This window comes from Klebsiella sp. A-Nf5 (assembly GCF_002810545.1).
GTDB classification, from domain to species: Bacteria; Pseudomonadota; Gammaproteobacteria; order Enterobacterales; family Enterobacteriaceae; genus Klebsiella; species Klebsiella variicola.
Genome location: NZ_PIOG01000155.1, coordinates 43,878 through 66,083 on the forward strand (window position 1 = coordinate 43,878; position 22,206 = coordinate 66,083).

Annotated in this window: 24 protein-coding genes; 10 read left to right on the plus strand and 14 right to left on the minus strand. The window is 55.5% G+C overall.

The window, feature by feature from the left end:
- Positions 1 to 12: 12 nt before the first annotated feature.
- Positions 13 to 459, minus strand: a complete 447-nt coding sequence (nuoA, locus tag CWM53_RS16080; protein ID WP_002913181.1) for an NADH-quinone oxidoreductase subunit NuoA — start codon at positions 457 to 459, stop codon at positions 13 to 15.
- Positions 460 to 1,108: 649 nt separating this feature from the next.
- A complete protein-coding gene (locus CWM53_RS16095; protein ID WP_074387941.1) occupies positions 1,109 to 2,035 on the minus strand; it encodes a LysR family transcriptional regulator in 927 nt (308 codons plus the stop codon).
- 875 nt (positions 2,036 to 2,910) lie between these two features.
- Between CWM53_RS16095 and alaA the strand changes: the two genes are divergently transcribed.
- Both alaA and yfbR read left to right on the plus strand, forming a co-directional pair.
- Entirely contained in the window at positions 2,911 to 4,128 is a 1,218-nt protein-coding gene (gene alaA, locus CWM53_RS16100; RefSeq protein WP_008803944.1) for an alanine transaminase AlaA, read from the plus strand.
- A gap of 81 nt (positions 4,129 to 4,209) precedes the next feature.
- Entirely contained in the window at positions 4,210 to 4,809 is a 600-nt protein-coding gene (gene yfbR, locus CWM53_RS16105) for a 5'-deoxynucleotidase (protein ID WP_002913188.1), read from the plus strand.
- Positions 4,810 to 4,854: 45 nt separating this feature from the next.
- Here the strand turns inward: yfbR and CWM53_RS16110 are convergent, their stop codons facing one another.
- The 4 genes from CWM53_RS16110 to yfbV form a co-directional block, all read right to left on the minus strand.
- Positions 4,855 to 6,687: an SLC13 family permease gene (locus CWM53_RS16110; RefSeq protein WP_008803943.1), complete on the minus strand. Its 1,833-nt coding sequence runs from the start codon at positions 6,685 to 6,687 to the stop codon at positions 4,855 to 4,857.
- Between the two features lie 76 nt (positions 6,688 to 6,763).
- Complete coding sequence (locus CWM53_RS16115) at positions 6,764 to 7,423, minus strand: sugar phosphatase (protein ID WP_064160840.1); 660 nt, start codon at positions 7,421 to 7,423, stop codon at positions 6,764 to 6,766.
- An 11-nt stretch (positions 7,424 to 7,434) separates the two neighbouring features.
- A complete protein-coding gene (locus CWM53_RS16120) occupies positions 7,435 to 7,929 on the minus strand; it encodes a YfbU family protein (RefSeq protein WP_012540982.1) in 495 nt (164 codons plus the stop codon).
- Between the two features lie 87 nt (positions 7,930 to 8,016).
- Entirely contained in the window at positions 8,017 to 8,472 is a 456-nt protein-coding gene (gene yfbV / locus CWM53_RS16125) for a terminus macrodomain insulation protein YfbV (RefSeq protein WP_002913194.1), read from the minus strand.
- A gap of 338 nt (positions 8,473 to 8,810) precedes the next feature.
- On the opposite strand from yfbV, the gene ackA reads away from it, so the two are divergent.
- Both ackA and pta read left to right on the plus strand, forming a co-directional pair.
- Positions 8,811 to 10,013 carry an acetate kinase gene (ackA, locus tag CWM53_RS16130; RefSeq protein ID WP_061153787.1) on the plus strand — a complete coding sequence of 401 codons (1,203 nt, stop codon included), beginning with the start codon at positions 8,811 to 8,813 and terminating at the stop codon, positions 10,011 to 10,013.
- Positions 10,014 to 10,213: 200 nt separating this feature from the next.
- Positions 10,214 to 12,361, plus strand: a complete 2,148-nt coding sequence (pta, locus tag CWM53_RS16135; protein WP_074387940.1) for a phosphate acetyltransferase — start codon at positions 10,214 to 10,216, stop codon at positions 12,359 to 12,361.
- A 90-nt stretch (positions 12,362 to 12,451) separates the two neighbouring features.
- Here pta and yfcD read toward each other — a convergent pair whose 3' ends face one another.
- Genes yfcD through yfcF form a run of 3 tightly spaced genes read right to left on the minus strand, consistent with a single transcriptional unit; the run spans position 12,452 to position 14,307 of the window.
- Positions 12,452 to 12,997, minus strand: a complete 546-nt coding sequence (yfcD, locus tag CWM53_RS16140) for an NUDIX hydrolase YfcD (protein WP_012540981.1) — start codon at positions 12,995 to 12,997, stop codon at positions 12,452 to 12,454.
- 57 nt (positions 12,998 to 13,054) lie between these two features.
- Entirely contained in the window at positions 13,055 to 13,606 is a 552-nt protein-coding gene (gene yfcE, locus CWM53_RS16145) for a phosphodiesterase (protein ID WP_074387939.1), read from the minus strand.
- Between the two features lie 56 nt (positions 13,607 to 13,662).
- Positions 13,663 to 14,307, minus strand: a complete 645-nt coding sequence (gene yfcF, locus CWM53_RS16150) for a glutathione transferase (protein ID WP_061153784.1) — start codon at positions 14,305 to 14,307, stop codon at positions 13,663 to 13,665.
- Between the two features lie 190 nt (positions 14,308 to 14,497).
- Here yfcF and yfcG point away from each other — a divergent pair, with 190 nt between their 5' ends.
- The 6 genes from yfcG to CWM53_RS16180 all read left to right on the plus strand — a co-directional run bounded on the left by yfcG (position 14,498) and on the right by CWM53_RS16180 (position 18,098).
- Positions 14,498 to 15,127 (plus strand): GSH-dependent disulfide bond oxidoreductase, encoded by a 630-nt coding sequence (gene yfcG, locus CWM53_RS16155; protein ID WP_074387938.1) that lies wholly within the window; start codon positions 14,498 to 14,500, stop codon positions 15,125 to 15,127.
- Between the two features lie 65 nt (positions 15,128 to 15,192).
- Positions 15,193 to 15,555, plus strand: a complete 363-nt coding sequence (gene folX, locus CWM53_RS16160; protein WP_002913200.1) for a dihydroneopterin triphosphate 2'-epimerase — start codon at positions 15,193 to 15,195, stop codon at positions 15,553 to 15,555.
- 18 nt (positions 15,556 to 15,573) lie between these two features.
- Complete coding sequence (locus CWM53_RS16165) at positions 15,574 to 16,467, plus strand: TIGR01777 family oxidoreductase (protein ID WP_074387937.1); 894 nt, start codon at positions 15,574 to 15,576, stop codon at positions 16,465 to 16,467.
- Between the two features lie 209 nt (positions 16,468 to 16,676).
- Positions 16,677 to 16,937 (plus strand): hypothetical protein, encoded by a 261-nt coding sequence (locus CWM53_RS16170; protein ID WP_074387936.1) that lies wholly within the window; start codon positions 16,677 to 16,679, stop codon positions 16,935 to 16,937.
- 3 nt (positions 16,938 to 16,940) lie between these two features.
- The gene (locus CWM53_RS16175; RefSeq protein ID WP_061153780.1) at positions 16,941 to 17,495 is read left to right on the plus strand and encodes a helix-turn-helix transcriptional regulator; all 555 of its coding nucleotides are present in this window, start codon (positions 16,941 to 16,943) and stop codon (positions 17,493 to 17,495) included.
- A gap of 75 nt (positions 17,496 to 17,570) precedes the next feature.
- Positions 17,571 to 18,098 (plus strand): GNAT family N-acetyltransferase, encoded by a 528-nt coding sequence (locus tag CWM53_RS16180; protein ID WP_074387935.1) that lies wholly within the window; start codon positions 17,571 to 17,573, stop codon positions 18,096 to 18,098.
- Positions 18,099 to 18,103: 5 nt separating this feature from the next.
- Here CWM53_RS16180 and hisP read toward each other — a convergent pair whose 3' ends face one another.
- The 5 genes from hisP to argT form a co-directional block, all read right to left on the minus strand.
- Positions 18,104 to 18,877 carry a histidine ABC transporter ATP-binding protein HisP gene (hisP, locus tag CWM53_RS16185; RefSeq protein WP_008803931.1) on the minus strand — a complete coding sequence of 258 codons (774 nt, stop codon included), beginning with the start codon at positions 18,875 to 18,877 and terminating at the stop codon, positions 18,104 to 18,106.
- A gap of 7 nt (positions 18,878 to 18,884) precedes the next feature.
- The gene (locus CWM53_RS16190) at positions 18,885 to 19,601 is read right to left on the minus strand and encodes an ABC transporter permease (RefSeq protein ID WP_061153778.1); all 717 of its coding nucleotides are present in this window, start codon (positions 19,599 to 19,601) and stop codon (positions 18,885 to 18,887) included.
- The gene (locus tag CWM53_RS16195) at positions 19,598 to 20,284 is read right to left on the minus strand and encodes a histidine ABC transporter permease HisQ (RefSeq protein ID WP_061153777.1); all 687 of its coding nucleotides are present in this window, start codon (positions 20,282 to 20,284) and stop codon (positions 19,598 to 19,600) included. The genes CWM53_RS16190 and CWM53_RS16195 overlap by 4 nt, the downstream gene beginning before the upstream one ends.
- A gap of 66 nt (positions 20,285 to 20,350) precedes the next feature.
- Entirely contained in the window at positions 20,351 to 21,133 is a 783-nt protein-coding gene (gene hisJ / locus CWM53_RS16200) for a histidine ABC transporter substrate-binding protein HisJ (protein WP_002913209.1), read from the minus strand.
- Positions 21,134 to 21,400: 267 nt separating this feature from the next.
- Entirely contained in the window at positions 21,401 to 22,183 is a 783-nt protein-coding gene (argT, locus tag CWM53_RS16205; RefSeq protein ID WP_008803930.1) for a lysine/arginine/ornithine ABC transporter substrate-binding protein ArgT, read from the minus strand.
- Between the last annotated feature and the right edge of the window lie 23 nt (positions 22,184 to 22,206).

Below are 22,206 nucleotides of genomic sequence, written 5' to 3' on the forward strand. Positions count from 1 at the left end.
ATTGCCTCGCTTTTACTGCATATGACGGTTAGTGGGACTGTCTGTTTCCGGATTAACCAGCGTGCGACGGGAACGCGCAGGCGTCCAGTCCAGTGCGCCGATGCGAACGAGATAAACCAGACCAGCCAGTAGCACTAAAATGAAAATTGCGGCTTCCACAAAGCCGACCCAGCCGCTCTCGCGGATAGAAGTCGACCATGCGTAGAGATACAGGGCTTCCACGTCGAAGATAACGAAGAACATGGCAACCAGATAAAACTTCGCAGAAAGACGTAAGCGGGCCGAACCAACGGAGTCGATCCCCGATTCAAACGGCGTGTTTTTGCTACGCGCGCGCGCGCGACCGCCAAGGTACCAGCCGCCGACGAGCATGAGGCAGCACAGGCCGATAGCGATGATGAGAAATATAGCGAATGCCCAATGATGAGCGATGACTTCAGTGGATGTTGACATACGCATTGCTTAACCAAAAAAGTGTAGCGCCAAAACCCTCTGCTCTTACTGGCAGATGAACGCCACAGCGTTTCACGGGAGGAGTAAAAAAACCGTGCAAAAAAGCGTCCCTGGTTGATGTGAGAAGCCCAGATGCCGTGGCTTTTTACCCCTTTCTTTAACCTTTTGTCAACTTTAACAAAAGTTTTCATAACATTAATTTACATTGGAATCTTTTCATTAACATTAAATGCCCTTTTATGCGAAATAACCTTGCATACTGTTCGGTTTTAGTGTTGTTGAATCGTGTCCGTTTCCGTCGTAAATCAAAAATCCCTTCTATTTTGACAGGATTTAGCCTCGATTCCTCCCCCCAAAGAGGGGTATTTTCTTGATCTGTGACACGGTTTTGTTAATTACCCCAGGAAATCGGCAACAATCCGTCCGGTTTTTTAACATTAGCAGGAAGTGTTGAAAGTGCAGGGAAAAGTCGACAAGGTGAGCGCTCGGTCACGCCAATACGCTGATTTTTCAGGAAAGAAATAAAAAAAACATTCAAAACATCAATAATAGTGCAAAAAAAAGAGCCACCAGGCGGGAAACCCTCCCCTGAGGCTCTTTTTGCCCACTTACATTCTGTTACCAGTTTTTGTGATCTTTGTTAGCAAAATTGCCCTTACAAAATGAAGGTGTTATCTCCCTCTTCCGGGGTAAGTGCCGGCCCCGTTCGCCAGGGGTCGCTCTCCTGACTCAGCGACTGAAAAATCACCTGCGGCAGCTCGCTCGCTGTCTGTGGATTGCAACTGACCACATACCGGGTATCCGGCAGGCCCGGCAATCCATCGCTGGTGCCAGCCACGCGCAAATCGGGGCTCATCATTTCGACGGGTCGCGCGGTGACGCCCAGCCCGGCTTTAACCGCCGCTTTCACCCCGGAGAGAGACGAAGCGCCATGGGCCAGATGCCACGAGACGCGGGCAGCCTCCAGCGCGGCAATAATATCCTGGCGGAATGGGCCTGGCTCTTCGAGCAGGATCAGGGGAATAGACTCCCCCTTCGCCAGCACATATTCCGCCGCACAGTACCAGAGGGTCGGTGACGTTCTCAGGGTGAAAGAGGTAAAGCCGGGAGGCTGATGGGTGGTCAACGCCAGATCAATCAGCCCCTCGGCCAGCATCGTCATAATTGCGGCATGAGGATGGACTTTGATCTCCAGCGTCATTCTGGGATAGAAGCAGCCGATGCGGTTTAACAAAAACGGCAGGATGGTATCAGCCGTTTCTTCCGAGGCACCGATGGTCAGTCCCCCCTGCAGGCTGCCATACATTAACGACATGCAGGCTTCATCGTTAAAGCGCAGGATTTTGCGAGCATACCCCAGCAGTTGGATCCCCTGCTCAGTGAGCAGTTTATTACGCCCGTGACGGGCGAAAAGCTCTTTGCCAACCAGTTGCTCGAGGCGTTGCATTTGCTGGCTGACCGCGGACTGGGTACGACACACTGCGGCAGCGGCAGCGGCGAAGGTGTTCAAATCAGCGACTGCCACAAAGGTGCGCAGCAGATCGAGATCAAGGTTGAGTATCGGACGTGTTGTATTAATCATATTTCTTCACTTACAGGTGGCTAACGCTGACCTGCCTTGTTGATGCTTTACGCCAGGTTTCCGGCTATTCCCTGAGCCTCGTGCTCACCGTCAGATGGCGGATAAACAACTGGACGAACGTTATTACATGCTAAAGTACTCGTCTGGGCAAATGCGCAGAACCACGGAGTAATATATTGTTCGTATTTCTCATTGTTATTTATTACCACGGTCAGTCAGGCGTCATACGTCGCGCCGGAAAAGCGGCCAGTGGCGGTGAGAAAGCCTCTCTTCCACCGCACGTTTACGCAGGGAAGGATGAACAATAAAATTCTGCAATAACAATATATTAAGTATCAATCCAACCGGAGTGCTTACCGGCTATCACTGATATTAACGGCGATATTCTAACCGATTCCCGTCCTTTTTATAAGCCTAAATAAGGATTAACTCAGATAATTTTAAATTTTTTTCAACATTTTATATAAATTAACAAACTTCAGATTATTACCTGTCAAAAATAATAATAATGCACTCGCACGCTGTTTTTTATTGATATTATTTAACATCAAAATTACAAATGAGCCGATATTGCATTAAGGATAGCGTTTTTTAGCCCACCAACATTCTTCGTTCGCCCCTCCCCCTCACAAACAAACCAGATAAATGATGGCAAAAACGACATATCGCCTACATATACGACCAAAAAACCACCATAAACAGGTATAAGATACAATCTAAAACCGCAAGCGGCAGATAAATCAATTACGCTTAAAATCCTGTGTTAGCAAAATCTTCTCCTGCAAAGCCTTCAAAACAGCGGGGATGCGGAGTACATTGTTCCGTGCTGACTTCCACGGCAGGGAGTGGCGATAACAGCTAAAAGGTCAAGATTCATGTCCCCCATCGAAAAATCCAGCAAGTTAGAGAACGTCTGTTACGACATCCGTGGCCCGGTTCTGAAAGAAGCGAAACGTCTTGAGGAAGAAGGCAATAAAGTTCTGAAACTGAACATCGGCAACCCGGCGCCATTCGGCTTCGAGGCCCCTGACGAGATCCTCGTCGACGTCATCCGCAATCTTCCTACTGCCCAGGGTTACTGCGATTCGAAAGGGTTGTACTCGGCGCGCAAAGCCATTATGCAGCATTACCAGGCCCGGGGAATGCGTGATGTCACGGTAGAAGATATTTACATCGGCAACGGCGTGTCCGAACTGATTGTGCAGGCGATGCAGGCGCTGTTAAACAGCGGCGATGAGATGCTGGTTCCCGCGCCGGACTACCCGCTGTGGACGGCGGCGGTGTCGCTTTCCAGTGGCAAAGCGGTCCACTATCTGTGCGACGAATCCGCTGACTGGTTCCCGGATCTTGACGATATCCGCGCAAAAATCACGCCGCGCACCCGCGGGATCGTGATCATTAACCCCAACAACCCCACCGGCGCGGTCTATTCCAAAGAACTGCTGCAGGAGATCGTCGAGATCGCCCGGCAGCATAACCTGATTATTTTCGCCGATGAGATCTACGATAAGATCCTCTACGACGAAGCCCAGCATCACTCGATTGCTGCTCTGGCGCCGGATCTGCTGACCGTGACCTTTAACGGACTGTCGAAAACCTACCGTGTTGCCGGCTTCCGCCAGGGGTGGATGGTGCTGAATGGCCCGAAAAAACACGCGAAGGGCTATATCGAAGGCCTGGAGATGCTGGCGTCGATGCGTCTATGCGCCAACGTGCCGGCACAACATGCTATCCAGACGGCGCTGGGCGGCTACCAGAGTATCAGCGAATTCATCATCCCCGGCGGGCGCCTGTATGAACAACGCAACCGCGCCTGGGAGCTGATCAACGATATTCCGGGCGTCTCCTGCATGAAGCCAAAAGGCGCGCTGTACATGTTCCCGAAAATTGACGCCAAACGCTTCAATATTCACGACGACCAGAAAATGGTGCTCGACTTCCTGCTACAGGAGAAAGTACTGCTGGTACAGGGCACCGCGTTCAACTGGCCGTGGCCGGATCATGTGCGCATTGTGACGCTGCCTCGCGAAGACGACCTGGAGATGGCGATCTCCCGCTTTGGCCGCTTCCTCTCCGGCTACCACCAGCTTTAATCGCTCCGCCGCCGGCATTTGCATCCGGCGGCGATCCCTGCGCACAATGGAACCCGATGTTGTCACTGATTAAGGGTTCCTATGAGTCAGAGTCATTTCTTTGCCCACCTCTCCCGCCTGAAACTGATCAACCGCTGGCCACTGATGCGCAACGTGCGCACCGAAAATGTCTCCGAACACAGTCTGCAGGTGGCGATGGTCGCCCATGCGCTGGCGGCAATTAAAAACCGCAAATTTGGCGGCCAGGTCAACGCCGAACGTATCGCCCTGCTGGCGATGTACCATGACGCCTCCGAAGTATTAACTGGCGACCTCCCTACCCCGGTGAAATATTTCAATTCCCAGATTGCCCAGGAATATAAGGCGATTGAGAAAATTGCTCAGCAAAAGCTGGTGGATATGGTCCCTGACGAGCTGCGCGATATTTTCGAGCCGCTGATTGATGAGCATCACTACAGTGAGGAAGAGCAGTCGATCGTTAAACAGGCTGACGCCCTCTGTGCTTACCTGAAGTGCCTCGAAGAGCTGTCTGCGGGTAACAACGAATTTCTGCTGGCCAAAGGCCGTCTGGAAAAGACGCTGGCGTCGCGGCGAAGCGCAGAGATGGATTACTTTATGCAGGTGTTTGTCCCGAGCTTCCAGCTGTCGCTGGATGAAATAAGTCAGGATTCGCCACTGTAATTTTTCAGGCCGGGCAGCGGTTGCGCCCTACCCGGCCTGACACCCTTAAAACGGAAACAATACCGGGATCAGCAGTACGCAGACCACCATCACCAGTACGGTGAAGGGCACGCCAATCTTCACAAAGTCGCTGAAGGAATACTTACCCGGGCCAAGCACCAGGGTGTTGACCGGCGAGGAAACCGGAGTCATAAACGCTGCCGAAGCCGCCATCGCCACCACCATGGCAAAAGGATAGGGCGACACCCCCATCGACTTCGCCGCTGCCAGGGCTATGGGCGCCATCAGGACCGCGGTCGCGGTATTAGAGATGAACAGACCTATCGCCGCGCACATTACAAACAGGCAGCCGAGCATCAGATAAGGCCCCTCGCTTCCGGCGACGTCCATCAGTCCCTTGACTACCAGATCTACCCCACCGGTTTTCTGCAGCGCCAGGGCAAACGGCATCATCCCGACAATCAAAATAATGCTCGGCCAGTGGATCGCCTTATAGGCGCTTTCGGCGTTGATGCAGCGGAATTTGCCCATCAGCAGGCAGGCGATGATCGCGGCAATCGGATTGGGAATTTCATCGGTGAGCATCAGGGCTACCATCAGCACCAGACAGAAAATCGCGTGCGGAGCCTGGCTGTGCGCCGGCGAAGCGTCATCCACTTCAACCGGCATATTGAGCACCACGAAATCCCGCCCACGCTTCGCCAGCAGGGCAATTTGCCGCCAGTTGCCGACCACCAGCAGGATATCGCCGAGCTGCAGCGGCTCATCGACCACGGAACCATCCATCGCCTCGCCATCGCGCTTCATGCCGACGATATTGAGACCAAACCGGGTGCGGAACGCTATCTCACGCACCGTTTTCCCAATCATCTCCGAATCCGGGATCAGCGACACCTCCGCCATGCCCACATCCAGCGCCTGATCGGCAAAATACTCGCCGCGCAGCACCATCGGCTCGAGCATCTGCTCACCACAGAACTGGCGTAAGTCGACATCGGAGGCGGACATATCGATCAGCAGGACGTCGCGGGCGCGGAATTCCGATACCCCGTTGACGTTAACAATCACCCTACGGAATCGCCGCCAGCGTTCGACGCCGATGACGTTGGCACAGTACCGCTCACGCAGTTTTAAATCATCAAGACGCTGGCCGATCATCGGCGAACCGGGACGGATCGCCAGCCGGCGGGCGCGGCCAGTGAGGTGATATTCGCGGATCAGATCGCGGAAGGTGCTTCTTTTACGGCCATCGCGCGCGGATTCGCCATTCTCTGTCTTCAGCATAAAGCGCACCGCCAGCATATAGACGATGCCAAGGATCAGCACCACCAGGCCAATCGGCGTGACGCTGAAAAAACTGAAGCCGTGCAGCCCTTCGCGCAGTAGTTCACTGTTGACGACCAGGTTGGGGGGCGTTGCGACCAGGGTCATCATCCCGCTGATAAGTCCGGCAAAGCTCAGCGGCATCATCAGCCGCGAGGGAGAGGTATTCATCCGCGCCGACACGCTGAGCACTACCGGAATGAAAATGGCGACCACCCCGGTTGAACTCATAAACGCACCCAGCCCGGCGACGGTGAGCATCAGGTAAACCAGCATCTTGGTTTCGCTGTTGCCCGCCACACTCACCAGCCACGCCCCCATCTTGGTGGCCACCCCGGTACGCACCAGGCCATCACCGATAATAAACAGGGCGGCAATCAGGATCACGTTAGGATCGCTGAACCCGGAAAAGGCTTCATTCAGCGTCAGCGTGCCGCTGAGGACGAAGGCAACAATGACCATCAGGGCGATAGCATCCATGCGCACCTTGCCGGTAGCAAACAGCACAACCGCGATAGCCAGAAGGGATAAAACCCAAATCAATTCACCGTTCACAACGTTTCCTTGTCACAAGTGGGAGTCGACATAGTGGCATAAAAAAGCCCCGGCAACGCGGGGCGAAATCATACGTTTACGCTTTAAGACGCACATTAACATAGCCGTCCGTCTGACGTTCGACCACCAGATCGTCCAGGCTGCTCAGCACGAGGTCGGCTTCATCCAGTCGAGGGGCATCGACAGGCACGTTGACCGCGATGGTGCGACACCCCGCCGCCAGGCCGGAGAGCAGCCCCGCCGGCGCATCTTCTACCACCGCGCACTGATCGGCCGGTAGTCCCAGCCGCTCGGCGCCCAGCAGATAGGCGTCCGGCGCCGGTTTTCCGTGTTTTACCTGCTCAGCGGTGATGAAGACCTCCGGCATTGGCAGGCCTGCCGCGCGATGACGCGCGTGGGCAACCGGCACCGACCCGGAAGTGACAATCGCCCATGGGATCCCAGCCTCATTGAGGGTACTCAGCAGGGTTAACGCCCCCGGCAGCGCGACAATGCCCTCGATATCAGTGGCTTCAATCTGCTCGAGGAAGCGGAATTCGGCCTGGATATCCTCCTCGCTACGACCCGGCATAAAATGGCGAATAGAGGTAATGGCCTGCTTGCCGTGAATAAAACTGAGAATTTCATCATGGTCAATGGCGAAACGATCGCCCCACTTACACCATGAACGCTCCACCACCGGCAAGGAATCCACCAGCGTCCCGTCTAAATCGAACAGGAAACCTTTACACTGCACGGGCACCTCCCTCAGGCATTGATAATTTGGTTAATTTCATTACTGCTCAGGTGATACTGGCGCGGACAGGCGTGCCAGACGCTCAGCATCCGCTGATATTTCTCCCACATCGGGGTCTGCGAGTTAAAGCCATGAGTGCCGGCGTCAAAATGGCTGTAGCGGCCTTCAATATTGACCATAAAGCGTACATAGCCGAGAAAACGCGCTTCGGTGGCGGCATCAAATCCGAGGAAGGTAACCCGACGCTCGTCGATACCCGCCGCGTCTTTCAGGTTGGTCCAGGAGACATGTAGCGCGTGGTACATCTCCATGATATCGATAACGGTACGGCAGGTTTCTTCCGTCAGCTGGCCAAACTCGCGGTCCAGTTCGCGCATCTGCAGCCCATACCCACGCTCAATGATGGTCTGCAGACGACGGTAGCGTTCCGCATTGTCCGGGTCGAGCATCGTCATCATTTTGTACTGATTGGATAAAATCAGACGCTGCGCATTGGTCATTTCCATGTTGTGACTCCTGTAGCACGGTAGGGCGTGAAATAAAGAAGGCGCATAAATCATGCGCCTTCTTTTATATGCGTTTTCCGTAGTGAATTACAAATCATCAAGGAAAGTTTTATCCAGTTGTTTGAAGGCGCGCTTAAGCGTGTCAGCCAGCGCCTGATAATCGGGCTTGCCTTCGACCGGCGCCAGCGCCTGCCCCGCCTCCTGCAGTTTGCCGCGCACTTCGTAAAACCAGTTAAGAATGGAGGGCGGCAGCGGCGTCACCGAACGCTTACCCAACCACCATAATCCCTGCATCGGCAGGCTCAGGGCAAACAGCGCGGTGGCGACAGCGGGACCCAGCTGGCCGCCCAGGGCTATCTGCCAGCACAGCGTAAAAATGGCGATCGGCGGCATGATACGGATAGCATAGCGGGTGGCACGAATAATGCGGTTTTCGATAAACACCGGCGCGAGGCGCTTGTCGAGAGGCCAGGTCTTTGCGTAATGCTGCCCGCGGTTGAACAAGCTAAAGAAGCTAACGGGGCGTTTCTCAGGGGTCGACATGGCTTTACCTCAACTTTACATATAAAACTTAAAAAATTCGTGCAAAACACCAACTATGCATGACATCGTTCAAAAGATTTTGGCAAAGGATGCCGCAATCAGGTATCCTGTGCCCGCCTGAAAGGGCGGATAGACTCTTTTGCCAGGCTAGTCAAATTATCGCATATTCTGCCATTGGCTGAAAATTATGCAAAATGGCATAAAATCAAATGTACTTCTCTCATCGTGCCCGAAAACAGAACAAGGCATGATGTTAATCATAAATGTCGAGGTCATCCTGCGCTACGCTAATGACACACTGACGTTTTTTTAGCCACGTATCATAAAAAGGTACTTCCATGTCGAGTAAGTTAGTACTGGTTCTGAACTGCGGTAGCTCCTCTCTGAAATTTGCTATCCTTGATGCCGTTAACGGCGACGAATATCTGTCCGGTTTAGCGGAATGCTTCCACCTGCCGGAAGCCCGTATCAAATGGAAAATTGACGGCGGCAAGCAAGAAGCTGAATTAGGCGCCGGTGCCGCGCACAGTGAAGCACTGAACTTTATCGTTAACACTATTCTGGCACAAAAACCAGAACTGTCTGCTCAGCTGACCGCAATCGGCCACCGTATCGTACACGGCGGTGAAAAATACACCAGCTCCGTGGTGATCGACGAGTCTGTGATTCAGGGTATTAAAGACGCTGCGTCCTTCGCACCGCTGCATAACCCGGCACACCTGATCGGCATCGCTGAAGCGCTGAAATCCTTCCCGCACCTGAAAGACAAAAACGTGGCAGTATTCGATACGGCATTCCACCAGACCATGCCGGAAGAATCCTACCTCTACGCCCTGCCGTACAGCCTGTATAAAGATCACGGCGTTCGTCGTTACGGCGCGCACGGCACCAGCCATTTCTATGTCACTCAGGAAGCCGCTAAGATCCTGAACAAGCCAGTGGAAGAACTGAACATCATCACCTGCCACCTCGGCAACGGTGGTTCTGTTTCCGCTATCCGTAACGGTAAATGCGTTGATACCTCCATGGGTCTGACGCCGCTGGAAGGTCTGGTGATGGGTACTCGCTCAGGCGACATCGACCCGGCTATCATCTTCCATCTGCACGACACCCTGGGCATGAGCGTTGACGCGATCAACAAAATGCTGACCAAAGAGTCCGGCCTGCTGGGCCTGACCGAAGTCACCAGCGACTGCCGCTACGTGGAAGACAACTACCAGGAAAAAGCGGATGCTAAGCGTGCAATGGACGTTTACTGCCACCGTCTGGCGAAATACATCGGCTCCTACACCGCGCTGATGGACGGCCGTCTCGACGCCGTTATCTTCACCGGTGGTATCGGTGAAAACGCCGCGATGGTGCGTGAACTGTCGCTGGGCAAACTGGGCGTACTGGGCTTCGAAGTTGACCACGAACGTAACCTGGCTGCCCGTTTCGGCAAGTCTGGTTTCATCAACAAAGAAGGCACCCGTCCTGCCGTAGTTATCCCGACCAACGAAGAACTGGTCATCGCGCAAGACGCCAGCCGTCTGACCGCTTAATTCCACACCGCCAGCCATAACCTTCAATAATTCGAGCTGCAGGAAGGCGGCGACGCAGCAAATCCCCGGTCACGTACACAGCGTACGCGACCGGGGTGAGCAAGTAGAGCCAACGCGCATGCAACTTGAAGTATGACGGGTAGCTGGTGGTGCTGTTTTGTATCCCGCCTGATACTGGCGGTAACGAAAGAGGATATACCGTGTCCCGTACTATCATGTTAATTCCTACCGGTACCAGCGTAGGCCTGACCAGCGTCAGCCTCGGTGTGATCCGTGCTATGGAACGCAAAGGCGTTCGTCTGAGCGTCTTTAAACCTATCGCTCAGCCGCGTTCCGGTGGCGATGCGCCAGACCAGACCACCACCATCGTTCGTGCCAGCTCCTCCACCACCACCGCCGCTGAACCGCTGAAGATGAGCCACGTTGAATCTCTGCTCTCCAGCAATCAGAAAGATGTGCTGATGGAAGAGATCATCGCCAACTATCACGCGAACACCCAGGACGCGGAAGTGGTACTGGTGGAAGGTCTGGTGCCGACCCGTAAGCATCAGTTCGCCCAGGCGCTGAACTTTGAAATCGCCAAAACGCTGAACGCGGAGATCGTCTTCGTGATGTCGCAGGGCACCGATACGCCAGAACAGCTGAATGAGCGTATTGAACTGACCCGCAACAGCTTTGGCGGCGCGAAAAACACCAGCATTACCGGCGTTATCGTCAACAAACTGAATGCACCGGTCGACGAGCAGGGCCGTACCCGTCCTGACCTGTCCGAAATCTTCGACGACTCGTCGAAAGCGAAAGTCGTGAAGATCGATCCGGCTCAGCTGCAGAAAGGCAGCTCCCTGCCGGTGCTGGGCGCGGTGCCGTGGAGCTTCGATCTGATCGCCACCCGCGCGATCGACATGGCGCATCACCTGAATGCCACCATCATCAACGAAGGCGACATCAACACCCGTCGCGTGAAATCCGTGACCTTCTGTGCGCGCAGCATCCCGCACATGCTGGAGCACTTCCGCGCAGGCTCGCTGCTGGTCACCTCGGCAGACCGTCCTGACGTGCTGGTCGCGGCCTGCCTGGCCGCGATGAACGGCGTGGAAATCGGCGCCATTCTGCTGACCGGCGGCTATGAAATGGACTCGCGCATCAGCAAGCTGTGCGAACGTGCCTTCGCCACCGGCCTGCCGGTGTTTATGGTCAATACCAATACCTGGCAGACCTCCCTGAGCCTGCAGAGCTTCAACCTCGAAGTACCGGTTGACGATCACGAGCGCATCGAGAAAGTTCAGGAATACGTGGCCAACTACATCAACGCCGACTGGATCGAATCGCTGACCGCGACCTCCGAACGCAGCCGTCGTCTCTCCCCGCCAGCCTTCCGCTACCAGCTGACCGAGCTGGCGCGCAAAGCCGGCAAACGCGTTGTCCTGCCGGAAGGCGACGAACCGCGTACGGTGAAAGCCGCCGCTATCTGTGCGGAACGCGGCATCGCCACCTGTGTGCTGCTGGGTAACCCGGATGAGATCAACCGCGTTGCCGCAGCGCAGGGCGTTGAGCTGGGCGCGGGTATCGAAATCGTCGACCCGGAAGTGGTTCGCGAAAGCTACGTGGCTCGCCTGGTCGAACTGCGTAAGAGCAAGGGCATGACCGAAGCAGTCGCTCGCGAGCAGCTGGAAGACAACGTGGTTCTCGGCACCCTGATGCTGGAACAAGACGAAGTCGACGGCCTGGTGTCCGGCGCGGTTCACACCACCGCCAACACCATTCGTCCGCCGCTGCAGCTGATCAAAACCGCACCGGGCAGCTCGCTGGTCTCTTCCGTATTCTTCATGCTGCTGCCGGAACAGGTTTATGTCTACGGCGACTGCGCGATCAACCCGGATCCGACGGCAGAACAGCTGGCGGAAATCGCCATTCAGTCCGCTGACTCCGCGATTGCCTTCGGTATCGAACCGCGCGTAGCGATGCTCTCCTACTCCACCGGTACCTCCGGCGCGGGTAGTGATGTTGAGAAAGTCCGCGAAGCGACCCGTCTGGCGCAGGAAAAACGTCCTGACCTGATGATCGATGGCCCGCTGCAGTACGACGCCGCCGTCATGGCTGACGTGGCGAAATCCAAAGCGCCGAATTCGCCGGTTGCTGGCCGCGCGACCGTGTTCATCTTCCCGGATCTGAACACCGGTAACACCACGTACAAAGCGGTACAGCGCTCTGCCGACCTGATCTCCATCGGGCCGATGCTGCAGGGTATGCGCAAGCCGGTCAACGACCTGTCTCGTGGCGCGCTGGTTGACGATATCGTCTATACCATCGCTCTGACCGCGATCCAGTCAGCTCAGCAGCAGAATTAATTCCCCGCTGAGATAAAAGCAAAAGGCAGCCAGATGGCTGCCTTTTTTCATCAGGAGGCGAGCAGCTGTTGCTGCTGCGCGATGGCGATATTACTCGCCCTCTTCCGCGTCATCATACTCATTACCCGCGTTACGGGTCATCCACAGCGCCAGCGCTTTCAGTGAGTCCGGCGTGAACTCATCACAGCGGGCAGTGATCTCTTCCGGCGTTAACCAACACACCTCGCTTACCTCTTCTTCCTGCAGCGCAAATGGCCCATGCGAGACGCAGCTGAACAGGCTTCCCCAGACGCGACAGAACTTATCTTCGTAATAAAACTGACCGTGATCGGCAAACGGTACTCCCGCGATGCCCAACTCTTCTTCGGCTTCGCGACGGGCAGACTCCAGCAGTTGCTCATCGGCCTGAACGACGCCGCCGGCGGTCGCATCCAGCATGCCCGGATGAAAGTCTTTTGTCTCGGTGCGTCGCTGCACCAGAATTTTTCCCATTCCGTCGTGAACGACGATATAGGTCGCCCGGTGACGCAGGCACTGCGCGCGCATCTGCTCGCGGCTGGATTGTGCTATCACCTCATTGTTTTCATTAACAATATCGACCCATTCTGTGCTTGCCAAATGATTCTGTTCCGCCATCAGGAAACCTTACTTTGAAAGCGCTCTCACGGCGCGTCTTTATGATTGAGGGCTAAATTACGGGTAAATTGCGACCTCTGCAATAACCTGATTATCATTGAGTGCTAAAACCTGCAGACGCCCCTCATCCAGCAGCCCATAGCTGGCGGAATATCCCCCTTTCGGGATACTCACTGAGCCTGGATTAAACAGGTAGATCGCACCGCGTTTTTCCGCGACCGGAATATGAGTATGGCCATAAGCCAGAACATCACCAGCGTCCAGCGGCGGCAAATTTTCCGGGCTATACAGATGGCCATGGGTCAGAAACAGGCGGTAGCGTTCGCTGAGCACCTGTTGCCAGGGCGCGGTCATAGGAAAACGAAGCAGCATCTGATCCACTTCGCTGTCGCAATTGCCGCGAACGGCAATAATGCGCTCCGCCACGCTGTTAAGCCGCTCGGCCACCTCCGCCGGCGCATACCCTTCCGGCAGCGCATTGCGTGGCCCGTGATTGAGCACATCGCCGAGAATAATAAGCCACCTGGCGCCGCTTTGCGCGAACCGTTCAAGCACGCGTTCCGTAGCGGGCAGCGAACCATGAATATCGGAGGCAAACATCAGTTTCATAGATTCCATCTCCACTGGTTACGATGCCACTATGATAGCGGAAGCGCGGCGGGCGATCAGCCTGCGCGTTTGGCGGAAAGCGCCACGTAACGCTGGATTGAAGCCCGCTGCCACTGGAAAGTCGCATAATCGGCCAGCGCCTCCGGCACCTCATCGCCATTGAGAACCAGACGATTGAGCATCAGCGCCAGGTCGGCGTCGGCAATAGACCATTCGCCAAATAAATTTTGCCCGCCGTGGGCCAGTAGCGTAGCGGCGGTAGCAAACAGTTTTTCCGCAGATTGCTTGCCTGCCTCGCTGAGGGCCGGCATTTTCACCCCGCCAAACACCACGGCGGTGGATCGCTCTTCACGAATCGGCACCAGATCGCTGCGCAGCCAGGCCTGGATCTGCCGGGCGCGGGCGCGTTTTTGCAGGTCATGCGGGTAAATGCGCTCCCACTCCGGCGGGGCGAAACGCTCATCCAGATACTCGGTAATCGCCGAGGACTCGCTCAGCGCGAAATCATCAACCTCCAGCAGCGGTACGCGACGGGTGGCGGCATAGCCCGTCCAGCCAGCCTGCAGATGTTCGCCGCGGTTCAGATCGACGGTTTTAAGGCTAAAAGGCAGGCTTTTTTCCTGCAGAGCGACATAGACAGACATCACATACGGTGAGAAAAAATCGGCATCGGACCACAGGGTAATCACAGGCTGGCTCATGGCTTCCTCAAGGGTGGTAAACAGGACAATAAGCCAACATAGCCTGGCTTGCCGGCGATGTCACTGCTCGTCCGCGCGTCAGCATCAAGTGGCTGCCTCCAGAGCGACGCGCCGCTCGCGGATTTCCTCCCGGGTTGCGCAGCTTCACCTATACTCGAACAGTTTGCGACCCACGACGGCGGGAAATATTATGATCGATCTCTACTATGCACCCACCCCAAACGGCCACAAAATCACCCTGTTTCTCGAAGAGGCGCAGCTGGCCTATCGGCTAATTCGGGTCGATATCGGCAAAGGGGAACAGTTTCATCCGCAGTTTCTGGCGATTTCGCCGAATAACAAAATCCCGGCGATTGTCGACCACATGCCTGCCGATGGTGGAGCGCCGTTGAGCGTCTTCGAATCCGGTGCCATCCTGCTCTATCTGGCGGAGAAAAGCGGCAAGCTGCTGAGCGGTGAACTGCGGGAGCGCTATATTACTCTGCAATGGCTATTCTGGCAGGTCGCCGGTCTTGGGCCGATGCTGGGGCAAAATCAGCATTTTACCCACTCGGCGCCGCAAACAGTGCCCTACGCCATTGAACGTTTTCAGGTGGAAACCCAGCGACTGTACCGGGTTCTCAATCACCGCCTCGAAGCCAGTCCATGGCTTGGCGGCGACCATTACAGCATCGCCGATATTGCCGCCTGGCCCTGGGTCAACAGCCATGTCCGACAGCGTATCGATCTGGCGAACTATCCGGCGGTACACAACTGGTATGAGCGCATTAAGCAGCGGCCGGCGACGGTTGAAGCAATGCTAAAAATTCAGCCTTATTAACCCCCTGCTCGCCCGTCGCGCTTTGTTGTATGATTGCAGGACTTACAACACGGAGGAAGCCTGCAATGTCTCAACCAGACGCCATTATTCGTATTAAGAACCTGCGCCTGCGTACTTTTATTGGAATTAAAGAGGAAGAGATCGCCAACCGCCAGGACGTGGTGGTGAATGTTGCGATTCACTATCCCGCCGATAAGGCACGCGACAGCGAAGACATCAATGATGCGCTGAACTACCGCACCATTACCAAGCGCATCATCAGTCATCTTGAGAATGGCCGTTTCTCGCTACTGGAAAAATTAACTCAGGATGTGCTGAATATCGCATGCGAACATCACTGGGTCACATATGCTGAAGTGGAGATCGATAAACTTCATGCGCTGCGCTATGCCGACTCGGTGTCGATGACCATGAGCTGGCGGCGATAACGATGTCAGGGAGGTGGTATGAAGATCCTGCTTACGGGTGGCACGGGCCTGATTGGCCGACATCTGATACCCCGGTTACTGGAGCTGGGGCATAGCGTCACGGTATCCACACGGCATCCAGATACCGCCCGCGCCCGCCTCGATCCGCGCGTCACGCTGTGGCGCGATTTCGAAGGCCATCACCACCTCAACGAGATTGATGCCGTCATCAATCTGGCAGGCGAGCCCATTGCTGATAAACGCTGGACGGCCGAGCAGAAACAACGCTTGTGCCATAGCCGCTGGGATCTCACTCAGCGGCTGGTTGGCCTGATCCACGCCAGCGACACGCCTCCCTCCGTGCTGATCAGCGGGTCCGCCACCGGCTACTATGGCGATCTCGGCGAGGTGGTGGTGACCGAAGAAGAGCCACCGCACAATGAGTTTACCCATAAGCTCTGCGCCCGCTGGGAGCAAATTGCCTGCGAAGCGCAAAGCGAACAGACCCGCGTCTGCCTGCTGCGCACCGGTGTGGTACTGGCCCCGCGGGGTGGTATTCTTGGCAAAATGACGCCCGCCTTTAAGCTCGGCCTCGGCGGGCCCATCGGCAGCGGCAGACAGTACCTGGCCTGGATCCATATCGACGATATGGTTAACGGCATTCTGTGGCTGCTGGATAACGATCTACGCGGCCCGTTCAATATGGTTTCTCCCTATCCGGTGCATAACGAACAGTTCGCCCACGCGCTGGGTCATGCGCTCAATCGACCAGCCATTTTCCGCGTTCCTGCCGCCGCTATCCGCCTGCTGATGGGTGAATCCGCCGTCCTGGTGCTCGGTGGCCAGCGCGCGCTGCCTAAGCGTCTGGAAGCCGCTGGCTTCGCCTTCCGCTGGTACGATCTGGACGAAGCGCTCAAGGATGTGCTGGGATAATGGCTAAACGGGGGAGCATTGGCTCCCCTGATTCCCTCCAACTGGACACTGCCTCGCAACGTTTTTTCTTCTGTTCCCTTCACCGCGTTGATTGTGAAGTGTATTCCAACGTCAAATGACTTCTTCTGCCATAACGTCCTGGCGATGCTTTTATCGCCAAAAATGTTGACGAACGTCAACACTCCTTTTATTCTGAGCAGGACATCGCGATGAAGGAACATCCGGACAAACATATCAGGGCCGCCATCGCCAGAGCGTTGGCGGAGGGCTGGATAGTGATACCCGCGGGCAGAAGCAGCCACTGCTTTGCGCGGCTGATTTGCGGGATAGCCGAACACCGTCAGCACATGATGAGCATATGGTCGACGCCTGCGTCGCCTGAAAATCATGCCCGGCAGATCATCAGAATGATCGAACGCTGCTCGCTTTCAGCGACGGACCGTATCACGCACACGCATAAGGAACGCTAAACGATGCCGCTTTTTAATTTTACGCTGACGCTTTCCGGCGTCACCAGCCAGACGCCAGGACTGGAAGATGCGCTCTTTGCCGCAGGCTGTAGCGATGCGCTGATCTGCTTCTACGGCACTGCGGTCTACCTGGAATTTGACCGCGATAGCGAATCTCTCGAACAGGCGGTACTGTCCGCGATCCGCGACGTTGAATCCGCCGCGCTACCCCAGGTCCGTGTGGAATCGGTAGATTCAACGCTGGTGGGGCTGAGCGATATCGCCGAGCTCACTGGCGTCTCCCGCCAGGCTATCGCCATGCTAAAAGAAGGCACTCGCGGTAGTGGGCGTTTTCCCGGGCCGGTCCAGCGGGTTACAGGCAACTCCCCGCTATGGCGCTGGAAAACCGTCGTTGACTGGCTGGTCGCGGAGAAGCGCCTCGCCGCCGATTCTACGCTGGTGGCTCATGCTCAACTCCTGGATAGCCTCAACCTGGCGCTGCAGCTTCGTAGTATCCCGGACAACCAGCGCGTACAGGGACACCTGAAACTCCTGAGTTCATCGCCAGCCGGCCGCTGACTGGCCGGTTCGCCGGTGTAATCAGAAGAAGCAAAGTGGTAAGGTGGACCTTCCTTTCTCCGTATTGACTGCTTTATGACGACAATAACCACGCTGCGCCTTTCGCTTACCCACTTTGTTGCCGCCGACTGGCCCTTTTTTCTGCGCCTGCGTCAGGATCCGCAGGTGATGCGTTTCATGGGGGAAGTGTTAAGCGAGACGGCGCTGCGCAGCGTGTTTGCCAGCCGCTGTGCCGATCCCGGGGTGTTTGTTTTGCGAGATAAACGCGGCGACGCACTGGGCGATATTGGGCTACGCATCAGTCCGAAAAATCCGCACGAGGCTGACGTCGGCTACGCCCTGCTGCCGCAGGCTCAGGGAAAAGGCTACGCCAGCGAAGCGCTGCGTGCGATCTGCGATTATGGTTTCAGCACGCTGGGCGTGCAGGCCATCAATGCCTGGGTGCTGGGAGAAAATCGTGGCTCATCGCGTCTGCTGGAGAAACAGGGCTTTGTGCGCACCCAGGTGCTGGAGAAAGCCTATCATCTGAACGGCGTCGATTACGATGACTGGATCTATCGGCTGGAGCGTGAATCTCACCCGACGCCCACAGACGCCGGGTGAAGCATTTATTTCAGCGAACCTTTCAGAAACTGCTGCAGGCGCGGGCTTTTCGGCGCGCCAAACAGCGCGTCCGGATGCCCTTCTTCTTCAATTTTGCCCTGATGCAGGAAAATAACATGCGAAGAGACGTGGCGGGCAAAGCCCATTTCGTGGGTCACCACCACCATGGTTTTTCCCTCTTCCGCCAGTTGCTGCATGATACGCAACACTTCGCCCACCAGTTCCGGATCCAGCGCTGACGTCGGCTCATCAAACAGCAGCACTTCCGGCTCCATCGCCAGCGCGCGGGCAATAGAGACACGCTGCTGCTGGCCGCCGGAGAGATGTACCGGGTATTTCGCCTGCTGACGTTCGTCAATCCCGACCTTGGCCAGGTATTTTACCGCGCGATCGCGCGCTTCCTGTTTGCTTAAGCCCAGCACCTGAATCGGCGCCTCCATGACGTTCTCCAGCACCGTCATATGGCTCCACAGATTGAAATGCTGGAACACCATGGTCAGGCGAGTACGCAGCAGACGCAGTTGGTTCTTGTCAGCCACCTTCAGCTGGCCGTCTTTATCCCGCACCAGGCCAATATTCTGGCCACTGACGACGATCGTGCCCTCGCTCGGTTTTTCGAGGAAGTTAATGCAGCGCAAAAAGGTGCTTTTCCCGGAACCCGATGAACCGATGATACTGATCACGTCCCCGGCTTTCGCCTGCAGGGAGACGCCCTTCAGCACCTCGTGTTCTCCATAGCGTTTGTGCAGATCGATAACGTTTAATTTATTGTCGGACATGGCGTTCTCAATGCGTCGAAGAAGGTTTGATATGCTGCAACCAGCGCTTTTCCGCTTTACGGAACAAGCTAATCAGCACATACGAGATAATTAAATAGAGCACCGCGGCGATGCCAAAGGCAGTGAACGGCTGATAGGTCGCGGAGTTAATATCGCGAGCGATTTTCAGCAGATCGGGCACCGTAGCGGTAAACGCCAGCGCGGTGGAGTGCAGCATGAGGATCACTTCGTTACTGTAGGCCGGTAGCGCAATGCGCAGCGCGGAAGGCAGAATAATGCAGCGGTACAGTTTGACGGACGAGAAGCCGTAGGCCCGCGCCGCTTCAATTTCCCCGGCAGGTACTGAGCGGATCGCCCCAGCGAAAATTTCAGTGGTATAGGCGCAGGTATTCAGGGTTAACGCCAGCACCGTGCAGTTTAGCCCGCTGCGGAAAAAAGCGTTCAGCAGTTCCGTGCCTTTGACGATTTCCAGGGTATACATGCCGGAGTAAAAAACCAGCAGTTGCACATACAGCGGCGTGCCGCGAAAGATGTAAGTGAACAGCCAGATGGGGAACTGGATAAATTTATTGCTTGAGACGCGGCCGATCGCCAGAAACACCGCCATAACGCCGCCCATCACCACCGAGGCGATCAGCAACCATAAGGTTATTGCCACGCCGGTAAAGCGATAGCCGTCGGTCCACAGCAGTGATTTCCAGTACTCCTGAATAATTTCAATCACAGGTCAGCCCTCTTCACGCCAACGGTATAGCGGCGTTCGAGCAGCAGCAGTACGCCATTAGAAAGGGTGGTAAACACCAGATAAATCAGGCCGCAGACGATGGCAAAGTAGAACGGCTGCCAGGTGCTTTTCCCGGCCAGCTGCGTGGCTTTGACCACATCCTCCAGACCCAGCAGCGAGACCAGCGCCGTTGCCTTGAGGATAACCTGCCAGTTGTTGCCGATCCCCGGCAGCGCGTAGCGCATCATCGCCGGGAACAGAATACGCCGGAACGTCTGCCCGCCGCTAAAGCCGAATGCGGTAGCCGCTTCGATATGCCCCTTTGGCACCGCAAGGTAGGCGCCGCGGAAGGTTTCCGTAAAATAGGCGCCATAGATAAAGCCGAGGGTGATAATCCCGGCGATCATCGGATCGATATCAAACTGCGTCATGCCCAGCGCATCAGTGACGCTGTTTAGCGCAATCTGCAGGCCATAGAAAATCAGCAGCATCAGCACCAGGTCGGGGACGCCGCGAATCAGTGTGGTATAGCCTTCAAACACCAGCGCCAGAGGACGATTGCTCGATAGCTTCGCGCCAGCGCCGGCCAGCCCGATCAGGATCGCAATAACGACCGAGCTGAGCGCAAGCTCCAGGGTGACGAGCGCACCCTGCAAAATAACCTGTGAAAACCCATACAGCATGCTGCCTACCCTGTCTGTCATTCACCACTGCGCGTGAAACGCACGCGCAGTGGTGAGGCGTGAGAATTATTCGCCGTATACGTTAAAATCGAAGTATTTTTTCGCCAGTTTGTCGTAGGTGCCGTCCTTACGCATCTCTGCAAACGCCTTATTCAGCGCTTCACGCAGTTCGTTGTCTTCCTTACGCAGCCCCATACCGGTGCCGACGCCGAACAGCTTCTCATCTTTAATCGACGGTCCGCCAAACTGGTAATCTTTACCGATAGGCTGTTTAAGGAACCCTTCACTGGCCGCGACCTCATCCTGGAACGCGGCGTCGATACGGCCGGCGGTCAGGTCGGAATAGATATTGTCCTGCCCCTGATAGGAGACAATTTCGATACCTTTCGGCGCCCAGTGCTCATTGCCATAGGTTTCCTGAGTCGTCCCCTGCAGCACGCCCACGCGCTTACCTTTCAGCGTGGCCAGATCCGGCGTTACCGGGCTGCCCTTTTTCACCACCAGACGCGAATCTGCCGCGTACAGCTTGTCGGTGAAGGCAATTTCCTGCTGGCGCTTTTCGGTAATCGACAGCGAAGACATAATCGCGTCGATTTTCTTGGCTTTTAAGGAGGGGATCAGTGCATCCAGCGGGTTTTCAACAAAGGTACATTGGGTATTAATACGCTTACACAGCTCTTTTGCCAGATCGATATCAAAACCCACCAATTCCCCCTGCGCATTCTTCGATTCGAAGGGGGCATAAGTCGGATCGGTGCCAATACGAATTTTTTGCGGAATGGCGGCAAAGACCGTGGAAACGCTGGAAAGGGCCAGCGCTAAAGAGAGAGACAACGCCAGTTTTTTCATAACTATCCTCGACAGACTGTCATTCTAACGGGTTTATTAGAACTATTTACGCCAGTTATCGTGCCATTATTCGCCCCTTGAGGGCAAAGATTTATGCACCAGAAAGGCCGATTTTTTGCATCAGAAACGCTTAACTATGCATTTTTTAGCCAAAAAACTGGCTGCTTTTGCACTGAAATGATCCACAGCGTTTTTTGTTGCACCGTTCTGGGGCAGGATCACGAGTATGGCGTCAGGCCCACACTATCGTGCGGGCCTGCAGCAGTCTTAGTCGCCGTAAACGTTAAAATCGAAGTATTTCTTCGCCATTTTGTCGTAGGTGCCGTCTTTACGTATCTCGCCCAGCGCTTTATCAAACGCGGCTTTCAGTTCGACGTCGTCCTTACGCAGACCGATACCGGTACCGTCGCCAAAGTACTTTTTATCTTTCACCGACGGGCCGGCGAAGGCGAAATCTTTCCCGGCAGGCTGTTTCAGGAAGCCTTCGCTGGCGGCGACTTCATCCTGCAGCGCCGCATCCAGACGGCCTGCAGCAAGGTCTGAATAGATCAGATCCTGGTTCTGGTAGGCCACCACGTCAACGCCCTGGCTGCGCCAGCGGTCGTTGGCATAGGCTTCCTGAGTAGAACCTTGCAGCACCCCGACGTGCTTGCCTTTCAGCGCCTCCAGCGTCGGCTGGATCGGCGACCCTTTGGCGGCGATCAGACGCGAGTCAGCGGCATAAAGCTTGTCAGAGAAGGCGATCTCTTGCTGACGCTTCTCGGTGATGGAGAGCGAAGAGATGATGGCGTCAATTTTCTTCGCTTTGAGGGAGGGGATCAGGGAGTCAAAATCACTGCCGACCCAGGTACATTTCACCTTAATTCGGGAGCACAGCTCATTGCCTAAATCGATATCAAAACCCACAAAGTCCCCTTTTGCGTCTTTCGACGAAAATGGCGCATAGGTCGCGTCAGTGCCAATGCGAATGCTCTGCGGCAGAGCAGCAAACACGCTCGCCGTGCTGCTCATTCCCACGAGTAAAGAGAGAGCCAGAATCGTCTTCTTCATACAGTACCCTTAAGTGTCGTATC